Source organism: Methanofastidiosum sp., assembly GCA_013178285.1.
GTDB lineage: Archaea > Methanobacteriota_B > Thermococci > Methanofastidiosales > Methanofastidiosaceae > Methanofastidiosum.
In genome coordinates this window covers 1-21553 of sequence record JABLXD010000031.1, presented here as the reverse complement: position 1 = coordinate 21553, position 21553 = coordinate 1, and the positions used below count along the sequence as shown (strand labels likewise).

Below are 21553 nucleotides of genomic sequence, written 5' to 3'. Positions count from 1 at the left end.
GCCCCCTCCGTCCCAGTAGGGCTCGCATTCTGCTATGACGTCATCTATCATGGATAGCGTTAGGGTCCTGTCTGTCTCTGTCCCGGATGATCCGCCATGCGAGACGTTTGAATCAGTCCAGCTTGCAGCAGCATCTCTATCAAGGCCGTAGACATCCCCTTCATTTGTGGTAAGCTCTGTTTCTGAGACCTCAGAATAGGATGAGATAATCCTGTCAAGCGGCGTTATTATGCTGCCATCTGTTGCTGAGCCGTCTGCATCGGCGAGGATGTTCCTGTTCAAAGTATTTCTGAACTCATCTGCAGTGTATGAAACAACGTCGGCCCACTTTATAGTGTCGTCCTTCTGCTCTAAGAGTCTCTCCATCTCTGAGATGTTTGTGGCTCTTGCAACGGTATGTGGCGTCACTGTAATCTCTGCAAATGTGGGCTTCTTTGTCTCTGGTATTCCCCCATCCTCTGTTATGTGTCCTCCAGTGGTAAGGCCTGCGGCAGTCAGTGCCCTATAGCCTGACTTTGACCATGGCCTCTTTGGGAGAAGCGCAAAAGCGTTTGATTCGGTGACAATCTGGGAGTAAAGGGTGGCCCCAAATAGGACGTTCCTTACTCCGGTTGTTGATGTCAATACGGGGGCGTCAGACTTGGAGAGCTCTATCTCCTCTGCTATGTCGCTTGCCCTGTTATACTTCTGGAATACCTTCGGGTCGACCCCTGATCTTTTCAGAGGCTCCCAGTAGTAGTAGTCCAGCATGTCCTCGTAGCTCTTGAAAAATGGTGCTGTCATTAGATCCTCTTCTCGGATAGCATTGATACTATGTCGCCAGCTGATATCTCCTTCTCAGAGACGCCCTCTGACTTCTGCACCGGCCTGAACTCTAAGAGGATCTCCTTTTTGATCTCCTCCCTGATCTTTTCAAGCTCTAATTTGGCGTCTGTTTTGTTTTCCGTGGCCTTAAGAATGCCAAGGATCTCATCTATTCTTGAAATGGGCTCAAGCCTCTTCTCAAGATCGTTCCTGTATGCCTCAAAGTCGGAGCGTGTAAGAAACTCTGGCTCCTTCTTCTCAGCATTTGTAACTTCTTCTGGCATCTCTTTTTCCTCTTTTAAGATGTCAAACTGCGCCGCCGGATTTGCTCCTGAGCGGCAGATGGTGACTGCAGAAAGGTTTAGGTCAGAGACTATCCTTGTGCATCCCTCGCTTGATTTGCAAGGCCTGGATTTTAGGACGTTTCCAGAAATGGAATAAGATCTGTAGTCGCCCTTCTCTATGGCCTTTCTGACCTCCTTGCAGTACTCCGTGTCGTCCCAAACTTTGGCAAGGACGAACAGGGCCTCCTTCTCCTTCTCAAGGCTACAAAACTTTGAAAGCTCTTCATTGTTTGGCGGCCTTACCTCTGTTTTGTAGATAAGACCCTTTTTTTCAAAGGACTCGACAATCTCGCCGACTATCTGGTCCTTGTGATCGACTGTAACCCTTGCACGCTTCAAAAGCTCTGGAAGGGCCTTCTTCACTGCGTCAATCCTTATGACGTCCCCCTGGCTATCAAGCAGCTCTGCCGAAGCCGGGCCGAATATGAAGAAATCTCCCTCCTCGTTCACCTTGAAGAACTCGCCCTGAAATCTGAATGAGTCTTCCATGATCTAAACTTCTATCAGCTTTTTGATCCTATCATTAATCTTTAGAACTGTCACTTCAAGCTCCTCCATGGCGGAGTTGTATAGGAACATAGTTCTTGTCATCTTCCGCTTCATTGGCACACCTAATGGAGGCGGCTCGACAAACTTTGCATACATCACAAGTGCAGAAACATTTGCAGAATCAGTTGTTCTTGCAGGCGTTATCGACTGCCTAAGATTTCCTGTTCTAACTGGCGATCTGGACTTTGAAAGGTTGGAGGTCCTAAGCGCCCAGTTTGCAATCTCCTCAGAAACTATGCTGCCAAGTTCAGATGGGGCCTTTCCAAGAACAGTTTTCAAAGGCTCCGCCTTTACATCAAGTGAAATATTTATCATATGTAGCTTTTATGTTTTCAATGGAATTATCATACTCCGGAAGCGGCTTGTAAGTGATTCCGTTGTCCCCCGGATATGGCTTGTTATGGAACACTTTGAGAATCCATATTTCGTGGGGTATGCCTTCTGGGAAAGCATCGCACTTATGCTCCTTTCTGTAGTGGGTGCACATGAGGCATAGATTTACGCCCCTTGTAATGAATTCACCTGCAACAAACCTGTTATTTGGATCATCCTTCTTAAGCTCTGATATTTGTATCACCTAAGTAGTCCACATCATAGATTTTGACCTTTATATTTTTTTGTCTTTCTGGGTCCAAGCCTTCATTGTACAGTAGTTCTTTTTCAGACTCTGTAAGATCCCTGAAAGAAGTGTTGTTTATGCGGAAAATCGATCCGTTTTGCAGTATGACTTCCTCTTGGGTGTATTCATATGAATTTCCAATATAAATCACCCTTGTCCCGTAAGGGACGTGGATTTTTAGCATTGTTATATGGCCTTGGCTTACCTGCATGTAATGGTAACCAAAAGCAAGGGCAATGTCACTATCCTTGCTTGTGCTTGAGAATCCTTTGTCATCGAAAATATCCTTTAGCTCGGGATCATTTGGATCAAGAATATGATCTAATATGTCAGCTTCATCAAGGCCCCTCCAAAGGACAACACCCTCTTCGTTGATTTTGCTTCCTTCTAGATTGAATATCTTTTTCATTGTTTCAATCGCTTTCAGTGCACGCTCTATCTGAAGTTTGTAGGATATTCTTTTTAGATAATCTAATGGGTGCCGTAATATCGTGTTGATGTAATAGGAAGTGGAGGAGTATTCCCAGAGGGCATCCTGCATCTCTTCGGTGAAGTCTTTCCTCTTCTCAGCTGGCACATCATCCCACCTTTTGGTAGCTGGCCCTATCCGGAACTCATAGTAGCACCTGCAGTTCGGATGAAGCGGCGGATTGCCAAATGATGTCTCTGAATCAATGGGAATCCATCCCTCTTTTGAGGCCTGCACACAGCTAACACATGCAAGGCCGTCTTCAGTAAAAATGAATCTCTTCTCAGTGGCACCAAGATCCTTTGCAGCCCGCTCTGATGCGAAGCTGAATGCTCTCGTTCCTTCGGTCCTTGCCACCATCCGCCAGTAGTAAGAATCCCTTCTTTCGAAATACTCCTCAGATAATCTTTTTCTGACCGTCTGCCAGTTGTAGCCTTTTAGTATTTCTTCCTCGATAATCCTGAATATGTTCGCCTTTTCCCCCTCTTCCCACTTATCGAAAAAGGGCGAGACGTAACCCTCAAAATACTCCTTCAGGTATTTCAGTATGTTTGGATTGATATCGTCTTTTGAGATTATTTTTGCGTATTTAGAAATTGTATTTAGGTAAGCATGATTAAAAATAAGAAGAATATTGGCCCTAAGCTTGGCATCCAGCTTTAGTGTAACGTCTGATACGGCCGGAATTATTTCATTATCAAGATTGGCCCTATCTTTTGAACTGTTTTCCAGAGTTTGAAGCAGGCCATCCTCATAATCCCTTGAAATATGGAAGAGTGCATCCGCAAGATCATCAAACAATTTGTCTAGAGGATCTTTCTGTTTTTCTATCTGTGGAAAGGACTCTTTTGGCTTTGTTTCTTTTGTTATGATCGGATTGATGGTGCCATCGTCTTCTATCTCAATCTCAAGACCGGATCTTCTGTAGATGGCGACTGTTTCGGCCCTTAGCTTCTGGACAAATGCCGACTCTTTCTTGTCTTCACGCTCTATCTCATCAAAATCAAAGTACCAGTCCGTTATTCCAAGAGCTGAAAGCAGAATAGTGTTTATGGGCTCAGAGATAGTCCTCATCCATGCCTTTGTAGTGTTCGCCATCACGTCAATCTGCAGCATCGGGTTGTTCCCAGCTTTGCCGCTCTCAACTGTGCCTGCAAAGACTGGAGTCACACCGTAATTTGAGAGGAGCATGTCACGATAGTAGCGGTGCCACTCCAGAGCCTGGAGCTTTGAGGGATCAGAAAGCACGTCATGTATCTCTATCTTGCCTTTCGAGTTCCCCAGAAAAAGATTGAATAGCTTTGAACCTATGCTTTTTCTTTTCTCTACCATCGATGCTATTGCCTGCTCTAAGGACGCCACTTCGTCCTGCGTATAGCCCTCGAAGGCGAATATCTTTGCGAGGGTGCCCTTCTCAAAAGTGTCACGATTCAGGAGGTCTAGATTTAAGGCCGCTTCTATCTGATTTATGCATGCCTGGATTATTGGAGTGCCATATTCATCGGGGAGTCTCCTGTTGAAGTGGCCTTCTATTATCTCTCTCTTGGAGTAGCGCCTTCTTATCCTATTCCCGGAATAAAGTACGTATGCCGTCTCCCAAAGTTCTATTTTATGCTTGGGGCACTTCCCCCTTGAATCTGATAAATATTCTTCATCAAGCAGATTGCAGATGGGGCAGAAGTAAGACCAATCAGAATCGCCACGCTTAACCTTCCCAATCAAAAGAGGATTCTCAACATAGAGCGCCTGGGGCTCTTCCATTATGAAATACTTTCCCCTGTCGTTCTGCCTTATGTAGGAAAGGGATAGATAATAGTCATCAATACAAAGTTCCCATTTGAGGGCGGATCTTATGATTGAATAAAGATCTATATCTGGATGAGGATTGTCTATGAAGGACTGGAGCTTGTTTTTTTGCTCTAATTCAGGCCTTAATATTTTGCCCCCACAATCACAACTAACATTTTCAGGCCTATCATACTCTTTCCCGCATTTGCTGCACTTAGAGTTGAAAAGGGGCTTGATGGACCATCCGGCGTTTGTGACCTCACGTATTATTGCGTTGTGGATTGGCTGGACAAGCGGTGAATGATCACAGTATTTCAGGATCTTCTCTTTTGACATTGTTGGGAACTTGGGCTCGGATGTTTCCTTTAAGTAAAGGTTGCCGTCCTGCCCAACTATAGAAAGCTCCTTCTCCAGTAATGCAACTCTATTTTTAAGGCCAGAGATTACTGTGCCATATGGATTAATTTTTGCAAGAAAAGACAATCAAAGAGTATTTAGACTGGGTAAAGAGTTTATATGAGTTGTCTGTTCTGGTTCTTATTCAAAGTCGAGACTTTTGGTTAATTTATAATGTTTTTAATTGGCTTATTCAAATCGAGACCTAGAATTTTCTAAACAAAACTATAAGTTTTATATATCAAAAGTTATTTTTTTATTGTGATAAAAAATGTCAAAAGAAGAATGGAGAACGATGAAGATTTTTTATCGACTAGAAGCACATGTCGAATCTACCAAAAAATTATTTTATTCTAGTTGGGATTATCTAGCTGAAAACTGCCCAGTTGGAACTATCACGGGTGAGCATTGGCCTTTCTTGTATATGAATACGTGTTTAGTTAATTTAGTATCGGCTTTAGAATATTTTGTTAAACATCTCTTCGAAAGCGGAATAGGTTCCCAGGCAGGGAGAGATATTTTTCATAAAAAATTTATTGATGGAAAAGGAAGATTAACAAATACAAGTGGTTCAGATTGGCTATATATATTTTTTAATTTCTGTCTAGATGTAAATTTAAAAAATGAATTAACAGATGAGGAAAGAAAGTGGTTAAAATTATTACTACAAGGTAGAAATATAATAGTTCACAACGGATGGCTTATTGATAAAGATTTTATGGATGTAGTAGATAACTGTAATAATAATGGTGTTTTGAAAGTTGAAGATTATTGGGTAGGAAAGGAATTTCTCGTTGATAAAATAATTTTCGAGTCATCACTAATCATCATAAATAAAATCAAAAAATTGGCTGAACAGAGCCCTTTACTAGCGATAAGAAACGAAATAGGTCTTCAAGAATCTTAACCACTTCCAGCTAAATCCTTAATTATGAATTATTTTATTTCTTAATAAGATTAATTGAAATAAATTGAAACTTTCGCAAGGAATATGGGGTTAAAATATAAAGTAGGTAAAAAAAAATGTTACATGGATATATTATCGATAATTATATCTTTTATGTTAATTCTTGTGACGATTATTTTTATATCTAAAAATTATAGATCTATAAAAAAAAATTATAACAATCTTTTATTTCAAATAAAAACATATAAACAAAGTGATGACTATAAGCTTAAACGCTTGTTTGTTTATTTAGTTGTAGTTGGGTTTTTTGTAATACGTTATGTATATGAAGTTTTTAATTTATATTTAGTTGATAATCCATTGTGTATAATGACAGAGAAAAACTATCTTTTTTCGTCTGTTATTCAGGTAAATGCTACATTAATCGGTCTTTTCTTGGTGGCATTAGGAGTCTCAAGAATGAAAGTAACTGTTTTTAGTTCTATAGACAAGAGCACTCAAATGGAAATGAGCATAGGGTGGTGGGTATCTTTTTTATTTTACATAAACACCTTTTTAATGCTATTAATAATTTTCCTTTCATTTTTTTCCTTTTTCACCGATGATATGATTTATGTAAAAAGATTAATATGTTCTGTAATGGCATTAGAAGCTTTTGCTTTGGTTAATTTTGCCTTATTAATAAAAGAATTTTATAATTTTTTCATAAGAAGCTCAGATAGCTAAAAATATTTAACTGCTAAATATCCTAAAATTATAAATGCGATTGCTAGACATATAGGATACAAAAAAAATTAATATTGCCAATAATTTTATACATAAATCTTTCATGCCCCCTAAAAAATTATTCGTTCAAAATAGTTTTAATTAAAAAAATAAAAGAAAAATTAAATCTTTCGGTATATAATTATATCGATTATTTAGACATTCTTCGTTTTTGTTTATCTTTATCTTCAATTGCTGTTTCTTGTTTAACAAATCTCTTTTTTGTAAATAAATAGGTTAATGTTGCTATAAAGATTGCTCCTGAAAGGTAAGAAACATATTCAATAAGATTATTATCTGGAAATATCAAAATTAATGATCCACCCATAATAGCAACTACAATTAATATTAATATCTCCCATTTGTTTCTAATCCAATTAGTTAAGGCGTATAAAATATTTTTTGGCTGTGAATATCCTATTAGTAATTGCTCTATATCGGAGATAAGTTTTGAATAATGCCCCTTTTCTAATTTATTTAATTTAATATCTTGTAAAGAGTTGAAATTTAAATTATTATACAAAATATACCCTACTTGATTTTGATAAATCATAGTTAACTCGTCTTGACAAATACATATGCCCGATTCCCTAATAACAGCTAAACCAACTAAGTTTCCTGATGTGACAAGAATTAGTTTAAGTGGTTTACCAATGTTAATTACTGCCCCGTTGATATTTGGCAAGGAGAAAATGACTTGACCTATACTAACTCCTGTATTATAGGTAATAGCCGTAGTAATTACTTGTTCGATACCATCAAAATAATCTTCAACTATAAAATAATAAAAGATTAAATCAGAAAAATTACATTTTTTTATAACTCCCCATTTTTTAATAGTATTGAATAAATTTTCTTCTGTTTGTGCGGTGGATTCTATGCCAAAAAATAAATCATGAAGTTCTGATTTTGAAAAGGAATCAACTAGTAATTCTTTTGCCTTATTTTGTTCAACAGTCATCTTTTTTTTTCTACCGGTCAATCTTATCAACCAATTTTTTAATTTCTTTATATTATTTAAAACTTTACCCATAAAATACACTCTCCTTTAATTGTTTGTTAAAATCCCCGAAATGAATAAGGGGTAGAAAATATTTACAAAAAGAGAAATCTCTCAAATTTGAATAAGCTTAAAAGAAATAATTAATATAAACAATACATTATTGGATTCTACGAGTTATGATTTCATGAGCTTGGAACTTATACCCGAAACAAAGGAGATCCTAGAAAAGGTGGAGAGCCTTACAGAGAAAAGATTCAAATTTATACCAAACAACAAAATAACATCTCATGCAAAGTTGAAGATAGCCAGAAATGAAATGGAGAATCATATTGTATATTACAAAGAAGGCGCAAGCCAAAGCATCAATCACATTATAGCCCATGAATGTGGCCACATCATAAGAATATTCAAATCCGATCCTTCAGAAAGACTAATCCCTTTTATATCTTCCAAGAGTTCTGAGACTGCCATCAACGAGATAGCAAATGATATTGATTCCATATCTAAAGTCATGCCTAAATCAAAGGTTGAGAAGTTAATTGAAATGCTTTTCAAGGGCCTAGTAATGCAGCTTACAAATCAGCCAGTTGATCTAAAAATCGAAGAGTGGATTTATAACGAATATCCTAGATTAAGAGAATTTCAGAAATTATCATTTCAATCCCAGTTGAAAGAGGCCTTGGGGGGATTAAATAAGGATGTGAAAGCGATAACTCCTCTGAAAATCTATGAAGCCTCACATTCAATGAACTACGCTTATTTTAATGTCCTAGCCAAAAAGACAAAATTTGATTTAGACTCTGCCTACGATAATTTTGAATTTGAGGATAAAGGCAAATTACTTATTGAGATTATGGACAAATATAAAAACACCTTTGACGGAGATCTAAAAAGAATCAACGATTGGGCCAATATTTTGAATCTTTCTTCGTGGTACGAATGGAAAAGATTCGAGGATGTCCCATCAAACTATGGGGCCATAATTTAATATAATTTTATCTAAAAATTTATATATAATGTTTTATCAATTTAACAAAATATCTGAGGCTATCAAATGTCATCAAGAAAATATATCGTGTTTCTAATACCAATTGCTGTTTTAGTATTAAGTGCTTGTTTATCTACTTCTCCTAAACATGAAATGCAGACTAATGATGAATCATTGGTCGGGCATCCTGAAGCCGATCCTGCCGAGGTAGTTGCAAGAACGTATGCACTCTTGAAGGACAAGATCGATCTTAAGATAGACAAGGTCATCTATTCCAAGGAAAATGGGGTCTGCGTCATCTCTCTTGTAAGCGGAGACTTTTCGCCATTATCTTCAAATGAGGATAGCTACTACAAGGACTGCTGCACTATTGCTAGTGAAGTCTTCAAAATCAAGGAGATAGATGCAGTTATACTGCCTTATCTTGAAATTTCTAAAACAGGAGGGGTCGAGATTGAGGCATCATACGGAATTGAAAGAAAGTCCCCGATTAAAAATTACTGGGAAGAAATATTTAGGGTGAAGGATTACAAAAAAACTGTAGAATTCTTTTTTACAGACATGAAAACTAATGCTGGTGTAAATAATAAGATCATTAATAGGGAAGCATAAAAAAAGGATTATTTAATTCAATAATTGCGATAATCTCAATATTACCAAAATCTTTTAATACTTCTTCATTACTATGTTAAGATTAGTAAATATTTTTATATTTAATAACGTGATTCCCATGAACAAAATATCGAATACTGACGATTGTAACGTATATAAAAATATTGTTGAATATTCTTTTCATGGTGTGATGCTAATTGGCAATGACTCTGCTTTTGTTGACGTAAATCATGAGGCTTGCAACATTCTTGGTTATTCAAAAGATGAATTATTGAACATGAAGATTGAAGATATCGCTCCACCTTCCAATCTTATAACTGGAAGGAAACTATGGCAAGGCCTCTTGAATAAAGGAAAACAAAAAGGAGAATATCAAATCTTAAGAAAAGATGGAAAGAAAATTGTTGTTGGATACGTGGCCATTGCCAACATCTCACCTGATTTGCATCTCTTTGTTATTAATGATATAACGAAAAGTAAAAAAGCTGAAAAGGATTTAAGAGTTAGCGAAGAAAGATACCATGCCATTGTCCAAGACCAGACTGAATTGATATGCAGGTTCACTCCCAATGGCACTATGACTTTTGTTAATGATGCGCTATGCAAATATTATTTAAAAAAACGTGAAGATATAATTGGTGTTAACTATCTGCGATACATTTCCGACCACATTCTAAAAGATATAGAGCATGAATTAACACTTTTTTCAAAAGAAAGGCCTATAATTTCATATGATAATTGCATAACACTATCTTCGGGAGAAGAAAGGCGGCAACAATGGGTACTAAGGGCATTGTTTGACGAATCAGATAATATTATAGAATTTCAGGCAGTCGGAAGGGATAACACAAAACAGAAACAAACTGAAGAGAAATTAATGGAAGCTCTGACTATTATTAACAAGAGCCGCTCCGTAGCTTTTACATGGAAGAATGCAGAAGACTGGCCAGTTGAATTTGTTTCAGAAAATGTTGAAACGCTTTTTGGACATAGTGCTGAAGATTTTACTTCTGGAAAAGTTTCCTATGCAAGTTGCATCCATCCAGATGATCTTTCGAGAGTTTCTCAAGAAGTTGAAGAATTCAGTAAGGAAAAAGATAGAACTGAATTTATTCACGAGCCCTATCGTATAATAACAAAATTGGGGCAAATAAAATTTGTAAGTGATTGGTCATTTATTGTCAGAACTTCAGATGGAAGCATAACTCACTACAAAGGCATAGTTGAAGACATAACTGAAAGAAAGGAAGCTGAAGATCGTTTAAGATCCACAAACAAACAGCTTGAAGACATAATAGAATTCTTACCTGATGCAACTTTTATTATTGACAAGGATAAGAGAATCAGAGCTTGGAATCGTGCAATGGAACAAATGACTGGAATTCCAAAAGAAGAGATTATAGGAAAGGACCGTTCCTACGGAGCAGTTCCATTTTATGGTAAGCAGAGGCCCTATTTGATAGACCTCATTTTTGAATCTGAATCTCAGATTTCCCCTAAATATGATTTTGTCAAGCGAAAAGGAAACGCATTATACGTTGAAGTATTTACTCCAGCACTTTACAATGGCAAAGGGGCTTATGTGTGGGCAATAGCCTCGCCACTTTTTGATGCCTATGGCGATGTGATTGGGGCCATAGAATCAATTCGTGATATCAATGAATTCAAAATGGCTGAAAAGGCGTTAAGAGAAAGCGAAGAGAAATACCGCACTTTATTTGAAGATTCAAAGAATCCTATATGGACAACAAGTCGTGAAGGCCTTATACTTGATGCCAATCAAGCTACAGCCGATCTATTGAGATATCCAAAAGAAGAGCTGATTGGACTTGATGTAAATTATCTTTACGTAGATCCCAGCCACAGGAAAATATTCCAAGATGAGATTGAGGAGAAAGGATTTGTCAAAAATTTCCAGTCGCAATGGAAGACAAAGTATGGTCGACAATTAGACCTTTTATTTGATTTCACTCTTTGGAAAGGTAAGGATGGGAAGATTATAGGGTATAGGGGAATAGCAGAAGACGTCACGCTCATTAATATATCCCAAAAGCAATTAAGCGAAAATCTAGAGTACTTTGCCCATCTTGTGGATCACATAAGAAATCCATTAACAATAATTTGTGGATTTGCACAAGTCGAGATTGAAAATGAGAAGACTAAAAAACGGTTTTTAAAACAGATAGCTAGGATTGAAGAGATTATTAAACAACTTGATCAAGGATGGATGGATACCGAAGACACAAGGAGATTTTTGAAGAGATATATGTAATTCTTTCATCAAATCGGGCATACTTTTACGCACATGCCACAGCGCAACCCGCCAAGCTCGCCAAACATATATTCCCTGCATTTCCTTCGGTCGATTTTCCCATCAATAGAAAAAGCAGAAACTGGGCATGTCTCAACGCACTTGTAACAGTTTTTGCATTTTTCAGAGATTAAACTTTTAGATTGGCAGTCTGCACCAATTTCAGCATCAGTTAAAATTGCGGCCATCCTTACTCTTGAGCCGAATTTGTCAGTTATTATAAGATGATTTTTTCCGTATGATCCTATTCCCGATAGATAACATGCGTACTTCATTGAAAAATTTGCCTTGAGCGTTTCTTTGTTTGCATACCAATACCCAAATTCACTTCCTTCAGAAGGGGCAAGAGTTGCACTATATCCCCTTTCCTCGATTAGTTTTGCCAGTCTAAAACCGGCAATTCTCAAAGTGGCAGTCGCAGCGAGAAGTGTATTTGTGTACTCCGCTCGGCCTTTTGGCAAAGAGTCATATGCACCTTTTGGGATTGACACACCAAATACAATTACGCTACTGCAGTTTTTCATTATGTCCTGGGGCTTATTCCCAACATAATCTTGATTTAAATACCCCTTAGCATCTGCTACGCTGATGAAGTCTAAATCCAATTTGTTGGCATTAGAGATTATCTCTGCCTTGAGATTGACATTTTTCATGCACTTCCTCCATTAAATAAAAATAAAAAAATAAATTTATAATCCTGCCCTCTGGACTATAGTGTTTGCCACCATATCTGCGTTAAGAAATGGAAAGTCGCTGGCTTTTAATAGTTTTCCCGCTTCTCCTGCGGTCATCTCAATGTTTCCGGATTTGCATTTGGTGTCAGCACCGTTGGGAAAAGCTGCAATGAGTTTTTCTGGAGTATCTATTGGAAACTTAGCATTTTTCAGGGCAGATAAAATTTGCAGTCTGATTTCATTTTTTGCATCCATATATCCACCTCCAACAATAAGAATTACTTTAGTCATATTTATATATTTTTTTGTCATAAAAATATACTAAATATACTTCAGTGACGGGCAAATATAAAAATAACTCAAACCCCAATGGTATTGGTGATATTATGGACATGCCACAAGAAGTTATGGATTTGATCCAGGAAGAGCATTTGGTATTTGCCGGAACATCAGGGCGGGATGGAGTTCCAAACGTTTCGCCTAAAGGAAGTATTACTGTATTAGAAAAGGACAAACTTGTTTTTGCAGAAATTGCTTCACCCCATACTGCAAAAAACTTGAAAGAGAATCCAAACATATCCCTTTACGTTTTAAATAAGGACAGAAGCAAAGGATTCCAGATAAAGGGCAAAGCCACGCTCATGGACTCAGGCCCAATTTATGAAAACGTTTCTAAAGCATTGAAAGAAAAAATGCCTCAACTGCCTAAAGCAAACTATGCAGTTTTGATAGATGTAAAGGAAATATTTCCCTACAAGAGATAATTTATTTTTATTTTTCTTCTTTTGAAAGATTCATAGAGAGATGTAGTTCGAGAACAGCCAATAAAATTGCGTGTCCTTTTTCTGTAATTAAATAGTCTCCCCTTTCATGGGACTGAAGTATTATTTCGTTTTCGGTAAGTTTTTGAAGATGGAAAAGCAGATTTCCCCCTGTTAGGCCTGTTATTTTTGAAAGCTCAGAAAAGCTTTTTGTGCCTTTGGCTAGAGACTTTACTATCTGCAATCGGTGTATGTTTGCCACAGGTTCAAGAAAGTCTGATACAATGGCATCGACAGAGACCTCATTGAGCTTTGACATGCTCTCGGTCTTTGATTTATATATTTTCATAGATCTTGCTATTCTAACCTGCTTGCCAAAAAGCTCTGAAACTTCGCCAAAACATATTTCACATTTATCATAGGGCGCAGTTTTTTTCATGTCATCTAATTTATCTTTGTTCTTAGAGGCATTTTCCTCGTTGAATTTCCCAGAGTCTATCAGTTCTTGATTGTCAAGCAATATTTTTCGAAATGCTTTCTTGCAGGCTGGATTTTTGTTGCAGTCACTTACAATATTGTTATCTAGAGATTGGTCAAGATCGTCTAAAATCAAGCTCGAAATGACTCCCCTAAAGTTATCTCTGACATTAGCATTATTTTGATCCAACGGAGGCCTAGACAGATTTCGAAGTTCATTTCTAATCAAAGAAAGTTCAGATTTGATTTCCTTAAGCTCTTCTTCAATCTTAATGTCTTTATCCATGAGCATAATATTTGTGGGGAAATAAAAAAGTTTCCATTATAACTATTAAAGTTATTATTATATATTCAGTATATTTTAATGCCCATAAAGTATATAAATATATATTTGAACGCAATATTGGTGATTCGATGGAAGATGGCATTGAAAAAATAAAAAACATGGCCATTGAAAAGGGCGCTAACTCAGTTAAAATAATACCTATATCCGACATTTCTGTAAACGATTGGGTCAGGCAGAAGTGCGAATTTGGATGCCGACAATACGGGAAAAGGTTTGCGTGCCCCCCTTACGTGCAACCACCAGACGAAACAAGAAAAAGGTTAAATGAGTACAGCAAAGCAATGTTAATTGAATTTACAGACCTTAGGGAAAGGGGCGAGTGGAGACAAATTCAAAGAAACATGGCAGGCCTCGAAAGAGAGGCTTTCTTGAGCGGACTCTACAGGGCATTTGCATACTACGCAGGAACATGCAGGCTTTGCGATGTTTGTCCTGCGGAAAGCTTGGAGAATCCAAGTTTATTTGACAAAAAGAAGTGCGTTAATCGAAGAATTGCAAGGCCCTCAATGGAAGGTGCGGGGATTGATGTTTTCAAGACTGCAAGAAACGCAGGCTACCAACTAGATGTAGTAAAAGAGGAAAATACGTGTTTTAAGAGTTTTTGCTTGCTGCTACTGGAATAATAATAAAATTAAAATAATTTTTCTACCCTTTCGTCCATCTCTAGCTCTCTTCCGGAAAAGTAGCCCCACTCCTCCGTTGGCCCTAAAACTAGGCCGTAGTAGATTATGTCGTTCTCAGGCTTTCCGTTTATCACTGAGCCGCCTGTCTCGTCCTCTACTCTCCTTATTTCAGAAACTTCAGTTGCAAACCAGTGCCAGCCTGTTTGGCTCTTCCAAGCTGCTATTATCTCATTTCCTTCAACAAATTTCTTTCCATTCATTTCAACTATTGCTGCCGTTTTGCATCACCTGATTTTATTGGGAACTATGTGGACTTATACGTTGTCATTAAGGAAAGAGAAAAGAAATAATTTTCCTACTTTTTTCACATTCTTATATATGTGGAAAATGGTTTGAAATAAATGATCAAATCAAGATATATTTTCAACTTTTTCATAAAGTTCGGGTAATCTATCCTCTCTCATTCTAAATTTAGTTCCATGATTGTGGCCAGTTCTTGCATCAAAATCAATCAGTATTACCCCGTTTTCAATAGCTTTAACGAATTTATCAAAATCAAATTTTTCTAATTTCAATATATCTCTGTAATAATAAAACTCTTTGCCTTCTTCTTTTTTCACTTCGGCTTTGACATAAAAACAATTTAGAAGTTTTGTACCGGCCGTATGATGTAAATCTTCAAATCCCCAATAAGGTTGGGGATTTAGTTCTACAAGTCCTACTTTTTTCTCAACATTTTTCATCCATTGTCCATGTCTATCTGATACTTTAGCCGAATCAAAAGAGATAACGATCTTCTTTGAATTTCTATCAACCACGACCCCAAATCCCCTATCCGTTCTTGAAAGTCCATTTATGGTCTGTCTGAAACTCATTTCTTCAGGAGAATATTTGATACCTGCCTCTTTATGGGGCCACCCATATAAGGGAAGAAGAATTGCAGGGACAATTTTTAATGCCCTTGGTGAGGGTTCTGTATGAAAAAGAGTGGTTAGCGAAGAAGAACCTTTTCTCTGGCATTTTAATTCCCATTCTGAAGCATTGGGTAACGGCAAATTATTTTCTTCGATTCCAAGTAAATCTTCTAGAGTATTACCAACACCACCGGCATTTCCAGGTCTTAAATTCTGTATCCATCCCATATCTCTTACTTCTATTAATTTGGAAATTAGTTCTTCTTTTGTATAAATTTTCATGCAACCACCTATATATCCTTTTTAGGAGAGGGTTTCCAGAAATCAAGCAAATATTCAAAGGTAACTCCCATTGTGATATAATTACTCGGCCATCCAAATATTCCTACTTTATTTACTATATTTGTCCTGTCCCAGATGATAATGTTCCTAAGTTCATAATTTCGTTCTCTTAATTCATTTATCAAAGAAACATGAATTGTAATTCTTGAGTTTTCCCACCACATATCTGGCACGTTAATAACACAATGCCCTCTTGGTTTTATTAGGGGCAATATATTCTCAAAAATATCCCCCATTTGAGAGGTATACTCATCAATATCTAGAATGCCCAAATCACGGGAGTCCTGGGAATATTGCTCGACCTTTCCCAGCTGCTCAGTATTTCTATCTCTTCGAGATTTATTTTTACGTGGTCTGTTTAATAAGTTAGCATAAGGTGGTGAAGTAAATATCAAGGAGATTGTTTCTTCATCAAAATATTTTTCGATGTTTCGGGCATCGTCCTGAATTGCTATTTGAGACGTATTGCTAAATAATTTCTCATCGGCCAATCGTTTTCCACATAATTTAATATATTCTTCATGGAGATCGAATCCTACAGCATTACGATTTAAGGATTTTGCAGCGACCAGAGTTGTCCCACTTCCAACAAATGGATCAACTACAAGTTCACCCTCGTGCGTAAACAGTTGGATTACTTTTCTAGCTAGAGAAATTGGGAAAGTTGCAGGATGGATATTTTTGTCTCTTATGTCTTCTTTTTCATATGAAAATTGCCAGACGCCTATTTGACTTTTAAGCCATTCTTTAGCGGTTAAGCAATTTAATTTATTGGAAGTGCATTCACATAGTTTAGTATAACCTATGTTCAATTTAGTTCCATATTCCAGATTTTTTTCCAACATTATCTTGGGCAACATTACAAGTTTATGTCATTACTCAAATTATATAAGTTTAAGTATTGCCTCATTATAATTTCTATAAATATTTCCGTATATTAATTGAGGGTATGATTATAAATGAAATATTAAACAATCTACAATAAATTCTAGATGTATTTCCTCTTATAATACCTGACATTCTCCCTAGTCCAGTCTGGCCCTAATTTTAAGGCCACATATCTCTCGCTATGCCCTTTTTCTAGATATTCAATACATTTCCTAATCTGCTGGGCGGTATACTTTGAGTTCTTTCCGGCCTTAATCTCACCAGATGTCGACAAGCGCAACCCCTAATTTTTGTGCCGAAAGATAGGGCCCAAAGCAGCATAGGCTAAGCGCATCTGCAAAGTCAGGCGACTTCTTGTCCTTTTCCCTCTTCACGATGATCTTTCCCTTGGAATCAAAATCGTATTTAATTGTGGAGAGCTCTGAAACAAGTTTCTTAAAGTTCTGGCCTTTCTGAATTTTAATCTCGCTCTTCTCAAACAATGATCTAAGATTCCAGTAGGCTTGAGATTTTAAATTGGCAAACTTTGCTTCTTCTGAAAGCATTAACGGGGACTCCCCTCCCCTAAATCCTATCACGGGATAGCCCTCCTCTTTTAGATTTGAATAGACGCCTGCCCCAACACCATTAGAGTCTATTACAAGCTTCTCAGGCGGATCATTGTCCAGCTTGTTTTTTGCCCAGTTTGCTAAGGGCGATATCTCAAGCTTTGCCATGAACTCTATATCGTAAATATTGAATAAGTCGCTTTCAAGTGAGGCCTTAATGTAGACGCTGTAGTCATCCCCCATCTCGGCAACATCAAATCCAGCATATGCTGCACCTTTGTCTTTTCCTTCTGGATCGACTAGCGCCCTCTCTATCCAGGAGAGTGGTATCAAAGTGTTCTTGTCAGCAGGCGGGAAGTTTCCCAGCACATGTATCTGGAAGAACGGGCTGTCGCTGCCATAATCTTCAGCCATCTGGGATATCCACTGTTTTGACACCCTTGGGCTAAGCCTACCGTCAAGATGGAACGTCCTCCAGTTTGAGCTTTTAGAATGGAAGATGTCATAGAAGAATCCCTCTGGTCTTGTGGGATTTCCTATCAAGAGGATCTTGGAGGAGTTCACGCCCTCCTGGGTCTGCGTTCCCTCAATGGCCTCAAATATCTCATCTGGCACCCCTGATGCCTCGTCCACTATGAACATTAGATATGGCGCATGAAATCCTAGCATGTTCTCCTTCTTGTCGCTGGCCCTTCCTATCATGGCCCAGTCATCTCCATAGCTTCCATCTGACCTTATCATTAAGACCTCAGCATCCCTTGGCGGGAGGTATAGAAATGGCCTTAAAATCGGGGCTTTGGAAATATTGGCCCTGATCTCCTTCCAGAGTATCCGCTGCACCTGCTGCCAAGTAGGAGCAGTCGTGACAACTATTGATTTAGGCCTTGTCACAAAAAACCATAGCCCAAGCTTTGCAGCTGTCCATGTCTTCCCGGGGCCGTTCCCGCTTCTAACGGCTATCCTGTCATGCTCTGTCACAGCCTCAAAAATAGGCCTCTGAAGATCATCCGGCTCCTCGCCAAAGCAGTCAACTGAAAATCTCACAGGATCATCTATCCAGGATGTGAGAAGTGATTTCATATCCATTTTAAGAATCAGACCTCTCTTTCTCTAAGCTGGCCCTAATTTTAAGGCCAGAGTTTGATATTCTAGCAGCTGCTATCTCCGCATATTCCTTCTCAAGCTCTATGCCGATCCATCTTCTCTCCAAGAGCTCGCATGCCATGGCTGTGGTGCCGCTTCCAAGGAACGGGTCCAAAACTATATCTTTTGGCCTAGACCCCAGAACAGTCAGATAGGTCATGAGCTTTACAGGCTTCACAGTTGGGTGGTAGTTGTGGCGCTCTTTTCTGTTCCTCTTTTGGGGAATATCAACTGAGTCTTCATCATCACACCACCTCTTTGACCCTATGGATTCACACCCCGATTCTTTTTCATTTTTTGATGGCTTCTTCACAAAGAGGAATGGGAATCTGTCCGCCATGTCTTTGGGAAGTGACCCCACCCTCTTCTCAAACCACATGTCAAGGTCGAACAGGTAGGAATCCCCGCCGAATACTTTATCGCAAGTGAGCAGATTTGATGGGAACCTTGAAAATCCGTCTTCAGTTGGGATTGAGCAGTCTTTTAGCCATGTTACCCCTTTTCCATTTTTTAAGGCCTGGTCGGTATGGCTCTTTTCCGATAGCGGCTTCATGGCAACTATTACCACTTCAACGGCGGGCTTTGGCTGAAATCCTGCATAACCCCCTGATAATCTTTTTGCATCATCTGACGCAGGAAGCGTGAAATCAATCTCCCGCCTGCCAGAGGCATAGTGCTTCCCCCAGCAAAGTGCAGATCTCTGCCTTCCCGGCATTTCAACTGGCTCTCTTTTAAGGCCAAGCCTCCTGTCGATCACTTTGGAGATGTCAAGCGCTTTGGGGAATCCAGAGTGGTATGCCCAAAAAATAGGAGTGAATCCGATCTCAAATCCCGCCTCCCCTAAATTTAGGGCCATTCTTAGAAGGCAGTCGAGCCTTGGGGCGCTCATGATAAATGCAAATGATCCAGGTTTCAGAATCCTATTGCACTCCTTCCAGATGTCAACTTTCGGGACTGCCCTGTCCCAGTCCTTTCCCAGAAAGGAATAGCCGTAAGGGGGGTCAGTCAGGAGAAGATCAATCGATTCAGAAGGGAGCTCTTTCATTACGTCAAGGCAGTCGCCATGATAGATCCTCCCAAGATCATTTTCAAAAAAGGGCTTCAATTTGGATTTTCCCTCTCCCTGTGGATCTCCTCAATAATTGCTGAGAGATTGATCGTTACTTCTTTTTCCTTCTCTCTTGACTTGGGCGTCAGCCTGTACTCGGAAAGCCACTTCCTTATCGATTCACTCACCTGATTTATGTCAACGTCTTCGCCGGATAATAGCCTTGGGAGCAGTATGCACTTCTGGCACACCAGGGCAAGCGATATCTGGTCAGCCGCAATCTCGTCAATCTCAAAGCTCTCTATGATGTGCCTGTAAAGCTTTGAATACAGCTTTCTTTCCTTCTCCCCTAAGGACTCCTTGGATATCTTCAATAATCCCGTCATCTTCTAGCCGTGGTAGTCGGTCCCTTCATGCTTAGGTATCTCAAAGGTATCGTATAAAACGCCCCCAAGGATCCCCGTCATGAAACCCTTGTCATAGTCAAAGACAAGCTGGATCTTCCTGTCTAGCCTTGTTAGAATCAATCTGCCCTCGGTGTCAACAGCGACATTGAAGTTGTCCCGGTCTATTGAGGTGAGTATGCCGTCAGACAACGGAACTACAACAAGATTGAATCCGCCGGTGCACTTTTTTGGGCCAAGCGGGAGGTGCTGCCTGACAGAGTAGACAAATCCTTCTTCATTCTGGCTGTGCAAAACATCAAGCACGAGCCCGTTCTTGGCCCTATTTCTTAAGCCCGTATCCCTTCCTCCCAAGATTTGAAAAGCAGACGGGGCAGGTGAAGTTGTGCTCCGCCGGGTGCTTTATCGTGTTGCCGCATATCCTGCAGTAAAGCGGCCCCATGTCACAGTCCGGGCATTTGAGCTCCAATCCGCATTTAGCGCACCTATGAATCTTTTCTTTCCGCTCGATAGCTACCGCATCCTTTGCTGCAAAGCCTAACGTAATGGAAGTGGACCTTTCTCCCCTCAAAATAAACGCTTGTTGAAGGCTCGCCGTTTGTCAGCGTGCACTTGATAGTCGGGAGGATCTCGCCTCTTGACCTGCATATGGGGCACAAATGCTCATGTATCAGGAAAGCTCCGCAGTGGGGGCATCTCTTCTTATCCTTTGGATAGCCGGTCGACCTGCAGCTGGGGCATTTCATCAGGCATCAGACCTTGTTACACCCGCTCCCGCAGCTTGGATGTACCGTCTTTTGGGCCTTGCATGTGGGCCTATGGTATATGCTCCTGACGGGGCCTTTTTGCAGGGCGTCATAGTCCTCCCTTCTCCCGCCCAGGAAGCCAGTGTCCAAGTAGATGTAGTTTGCAACGTTCAGCAAATGCTTTGTAAGCCCGTCCTCGCCTAGCTCCCCCAATGCCTGCCAGAGGTACTCCTGGTCCACTAAAAGGCTGTAGTCGGTGTATTTGCGGAGATTGATCCTCGCCCATTCCGGCAGCTTGAAAAGGATTTCCCTGTTGTCGTCAAAGAACTGGGATAACAAGTTCTTTCTCTTGATCAGCTCTTCTCTTGCCTTGTTTGCTCTGTCCATCGTGTCTTTGGATCGTGATGCAACGACATACATCGCCTGCCTGTATTTCGCCCAATCACGCTCGTCTGCCTCAAGCGCATCCCTGCTGCCATATTTCTTCAGGAGCTTCTCCATCAACGCCCTCGCATCTTCTAGATCTTTGTCAGTTGTACCGGGGATGTAGTTTGACTCGAACTCCTGGCCTACCGTATCGTTGGCTTTCGCCCATTCGATATCTACGGGCATGGGATTTCCTCCAAAACGTTTGGCGTGCCAGTGTCAGGGTCAGCCCACTTTTTCATCCTCCCGATCTCAATCCAGTCACCTTCTGTTATGAAGACTGAACTCCCTTCAGAATCTGTGATGGTGCAGCTTTCTACCTCTTCGCCGTTGTGGATTGAAGTCGTGCTAAAGAAAGTCCTCAAGCTTCCCCCTTCTTTGCGGCGAAGCTCCATTGAAATAGGGCCCTGCCCTTTTCCCAGATGGCCCGGAACTCCTTCTCGGTCACGGCGTCGTCATAGAGCGCCTCATCGACCGTTTTAAAAAACTCGGCGAGCTCGTGGATCTTAGTCTTCACAAGCTCCCACCCTGCAAAGGCCCCTATACCAAGAGATACGAGGTATGGGAGGATCTTCGCAAGGACCTCAAAAACCTGTATTTCGGACATCTAAAGTCCTCGATGTCCAATATTATACATTGGTGTTTAAAAAGATTGTCC

Annotated in this window: 28 protein-coding genes; 7 read left to right on the top strand and 21 right to left on the bottom strand. The window is 39.7% G+C overall.

From position 1 onward, the window contains the following. The 5 genes from HPY60_09220 to HPY60_09200 all read right to left on the bottom strand — a co-directional run. On the bottom strand, positions 1 to 783 hold a 783-nt coding region (locus HPY60_09220), incomplete at its 3' end, for a hypothetical protein (GenBank protein NPV51360.1). Continuing rightward, a complete protein-coding gene (locus tag HPY60_09215) occupies positions 783 to 1637 on the bottom strand; it encodes a hypothetical protein (protein NPV51359.1) in 855 nt (284 codons plus the stop codon). The genes HPY60_09220 and HPY60_09215, both read right to left, overlap by 1 nt. A 3-nt stretch (positions 1638 to 1640) precedes the next feature. After that, positions 1641 to 1976, bottom strand: a complete 336-nt coding sequence (locus HPY60_09210; GenBank protein NPV51358.1) for a hypothetical protein — start codon at positions 1974 to 1976, stop codon at positions 1641 to 1643. A 16-nt stretch (positions 1977 to 1992) separates the two neighbouring features. Next, positions 1993 to 2184, bottom strand: a complete 192-nt coding sequence (locus HPY60_09205) for a hypothetical protein (GenBank protein ID NPV51357.1) — start codon at positions 2182 to 2184, stop codon at positions 1993 to 1995. A gap of 67 nt (positions 2185 to 2251) precedes the next feature. Further along, on the bottom strand, positions 2252 to 5056 hold the full coding sequence (locus tag HPY60_09200; protein NPV51356.1) for a phage portal protein: 2805 nt from the start codon (positions 5054 to 5056) through the stop codon (positions 2252 to 2254). A 184-nt stretch (positions 5057 to 5240) separates the two neighbouring features. Here HPY60_09200 and HPY60_09195 point away from each other — a divergent pair, with 184 nt between their 5' ends. Next, positions 5241 to 5876, top strand: coding sequence for a hypothetical protein (locus HPY60_09195; protein ID NPV51355.1), 636 nt, complete (start codon positions 5241 to 5243; stop codon positions 5874 to 5876). A gap of 123 nt (positions 5877 to 5999) precedes the next feature. Beyond that, on the top strand, positions 6000 to 6602 hold the full coding sequence (locus HPY60_09190) for a hypothetical protein (protein ID NPV51354.1): 603 nt from the start codon (positions 6000 to 6002) through the stop codon (positions 6600 to 6602). A gap of 190 nt (positions 6603 to 6792) precedes the next feature. Here the strand turns inward: HPY60_09190 and HPY60_09185 are convergent, their stop codons facing one another. Then, positions 6793 to 7674 carry a hypothetical protein gene (locus tag HPY60_09185; protein ID NPV51353.1) on the bottom strand — a complete coding sequence of 294 codons (882 nt, stop codon included), beginning with the start codon at positions 7672 to 7674 and terminating at the stop codon, positions 6793 to 6795. Between the two features lie 130 nt (positions 7675 to 7804). Here HPY60_09185 and HPY60_09180 point away from each other — a divergent pair, with 130 nt between their 5' ends. The 3 genes from HPY60_09180 to HPY60_09170 all read left to right on the top strand — a co-directional run bounded on the left by HPY60_09180 (position 7805) and on the right by HPY60_09170 (position 11516). Continuing rightward, positions 7805 to 8632: a hypothetical protein gene (locus HPY60_09180; protein NPV51352.1), complete on the top strand. Its 828-nt coding sequence runs from the start codon at positions 7805 to 7807 to the stop codon at positions 8630 to 8632. A gap of 66 nt (positions 8633 to 8698) precedes the next feature. Beyond that, positions 8699 to 9244 carry a hypothetical protein gene (locus HPY60_09175; protein ID NPV51351.1) on the top strand — a complete coding sequence of 182 codons (546 nt, stop codon included), beginning with the start codon at positions 8699 to 8701 and terminating at the stop codon, positions 9242 to 9244. Between the two features lie 118 nt (positions 9245 to 9362). Continuing rightward, a complete protein-coding gene (locus HPY60_09170; GenBank protein ID NPV51350.1) occupies positions 9363 to 11516 on the top strand; it encodes a PAS domain S-box protein in 2154 nt (717 codons plus the stop codon). Between the two features lie 8 nt (positions 11517 to 11524). On the opposite strand, the gene HPY60_09165 is transcribed toward HPY60_09170, so the two are convergent. Then, complete coding sequence (locus HPY60_09165; GenBank protein ID NPV51349.1) at positions 11525 to 12208, bottom strand: epoxyqueuosine reductase; 684 nt, start codon at positions 12206 to 12208, stop codon at positions 11525 to 11527. Positions 12209 to 12244: 36 nt separating this feature from the next. After that, positions 12245 to 12484, bottom strand: a complete 240-nt coding sequence (locus HPY60_09160) for a hypothetical protein (protein NPV51348.1) — start codon at positions 12482 to 12484, stop codon at positions 12245 to 12247. Between the two features lie 131 nt (positions 12485 to 12615). Between HPY60_09160 and HPY60_09155 the strand changes: the two genes are divergently transcribed. Further along, a complete protein-coding gene (locus HPY60_09155) occupies positions 12616 to 12993 on the top strand; it encodes a pyridoxamine 5'-phosphate oxidase (protein ID NPV51347.1) in 378 nt (125 codons plus the stop codon). Positions 12994 to 13000: 7 nt separating this feature from the next. On the opposite strand, the gene HPY60_09150 is transcribed toward HPY60_09155, so the two are convergent. After that, entirely contained in the window at positions 13001 to 13753 is a 753-nt protein-coding gene (locus tag HPY60_09150) for a winged helix-turn-helix transcriptional regulator (GenBank protein ID NPV51346.1), read from the bottom strand. Between the two features lie 128 nt (positions 13754 to 13881). Here HPY60_09150 and HPY60_09145 point away from each other — a divergent pair, with 128 nt between their 5' ends. Further along, entirely contained in the window at positions 13882 to 14436 is a 555-nt protein-coding gene (locus HPY60_09145) for a DUF2284 domain-containing protein (protein ID NPV51345.1), read from the top strand. 8 nt (positions 14437 to 14444) lie between these two features. Here the strand turns inward: HPY60_09145 and HPY60_09140 are convergent, their stop codons facing one another. From HPY60_09140 to HPY60_09085, 12 genes are all read right to left on the bottom strand, one after another. Then, positions 14445 to 14696: a hypothetical protein gene (locus tag HPY60_09140; protein ID NPV51344.1), complete on the bottom strand. Its 252-nt coding sequence runs from the start codon at positions 14694 to 14696 to the stop codon at positions 14445 to 14447. A 150-nt stretch (positions 14697 to 14846) separates the two neighbouring features. After that, positions 14847 to 15644 (bottom strand): MvaI/BcnI restriction endonuclease family protein, encoded by a 798-nt coding sequence (locus HPY60_09135; protein NPV51343.1) that lies wholly within the window; start codon positions 15642 to 15644, stop codon positions 14847 to 14849. Continuing rightward, positions 15641 to 16552: a site-specific DNA-methyltransferase gene (locus tag HPY60_09130; GenBank protein ID NPV51342.1), complete on the bottom strand. Its 912-nt coding sequence runs from the start codon at positions 16550 to 16552 to the stop codon at positions 15641 to 15643. The genes HPY60_09135 and HPY60_09130 overlap by 4 nt, the downstream gene beginning before the upstream one ends. A 128-nt stretch (positions 16553 to 16680) precedes the next feature. Further along, on the bottom strand, positions 16681 to 16854 hold the full coding sequence (locus tag HPY60_09125; GenBank protein ID NPV51341.1) for a hypothetical protein: 174 nt from the start codon (positions 16852 to 16854) through the stop codon (positions 16681 to 16683). Continuing rightward, positions 16838 to 18214 (bottom strand): hypothetical protein, encoded by a 1377-nt coding sequence (locus HPY60_09120; GenBank protein NPV51340.1) that lies wholly within the window; start codon positions 18212 to 18214, stop codon positions 16838 to 16840. The genes HPY60_09125 and HPY60_09120 overlap by 17 nt, the downstream gene beginning before the upstream one ends. 1 nt (position 18215) lies before the next feature. Then, a complete protein-coding gene (locus HPY60_09115) occupies positions 18216 to 19376 on the bottom strand; it encodes a site-specific DNA-methyltransferase (protein ID NPV51339.1) in 1161 nt (386 codons plus the stop codon). After that, positions 19373 to 19705, bottom strand: coding sequence for a hypothetical protein (locus HPY60_09110; protein ID NPV51338.1), 333 nt, complete (start codon positions 19703 to 19705; stop codon positions 19373 to 19375). Before HPY60_09110 ends, HPY60_09115 begins: the two co-directional genes overlap by 4 nt. Before the next feature lie 3 nt (positions 19706 to 19708). After that, positions 19709 to 20077, bottom strand: coding sequence for a hypothetical protein (locus HPY60_09105; GenBank protein ID NPV51337.1), 369 nt, complete (start codon positions 20075 to 20077; stop codon positions 19709 to 19711). Then, positions 20046 to 20294 (bottom strand): hypothetical protein, encoded by a 249-nt coding sequence (locus tag HPY60_09100; protein NPV51336.1) that lies wholly within the window; start codon positions 20292 to 20294, stop codon positions 20046 to 20048. The genes HPY60_09105 and HPY60_09100 overlap by 32 nt, the downstream gene beginning before the upstream one ends. 181 nt (positions 20295 to 20475) lie before the next feature. Continuing rightward, entirely contained in the window at positions 20476 to 21081 is a 606-nt protein-coding gene (locus tag HPY60_09095) for a hypothetical protein (protein NPV51335.1), read from the bottom strand. Beyond that, positions 21072 to 21260, bottom strand: coding sequence for a hypothetical protein (locus tag HPY60_09090; protein NPV51334.1), 189 nt, complete (start codon positions 21258 to 21260; stop codon positions 21072 to 21074). Before HPY60_09090 ends, HPY60_09095 begins: the two co-directional genes overlap by 10 nt. Next, positions 21257 to 21502, bottom strand: coding sequence for a hypothetical protein (locus HPY60_09085; protein NPV51333.1), 246 nt, complete (start codon positions 21500 to 21502; stop codon positions 21257 to 21259). The genes HPY60_09090 and HPY60_09085 overlap by 4 nt, the downstream gene beginning before the upstream one ends. Positions 21503 to 21553 lie beyond the last annotated feature (51 nt).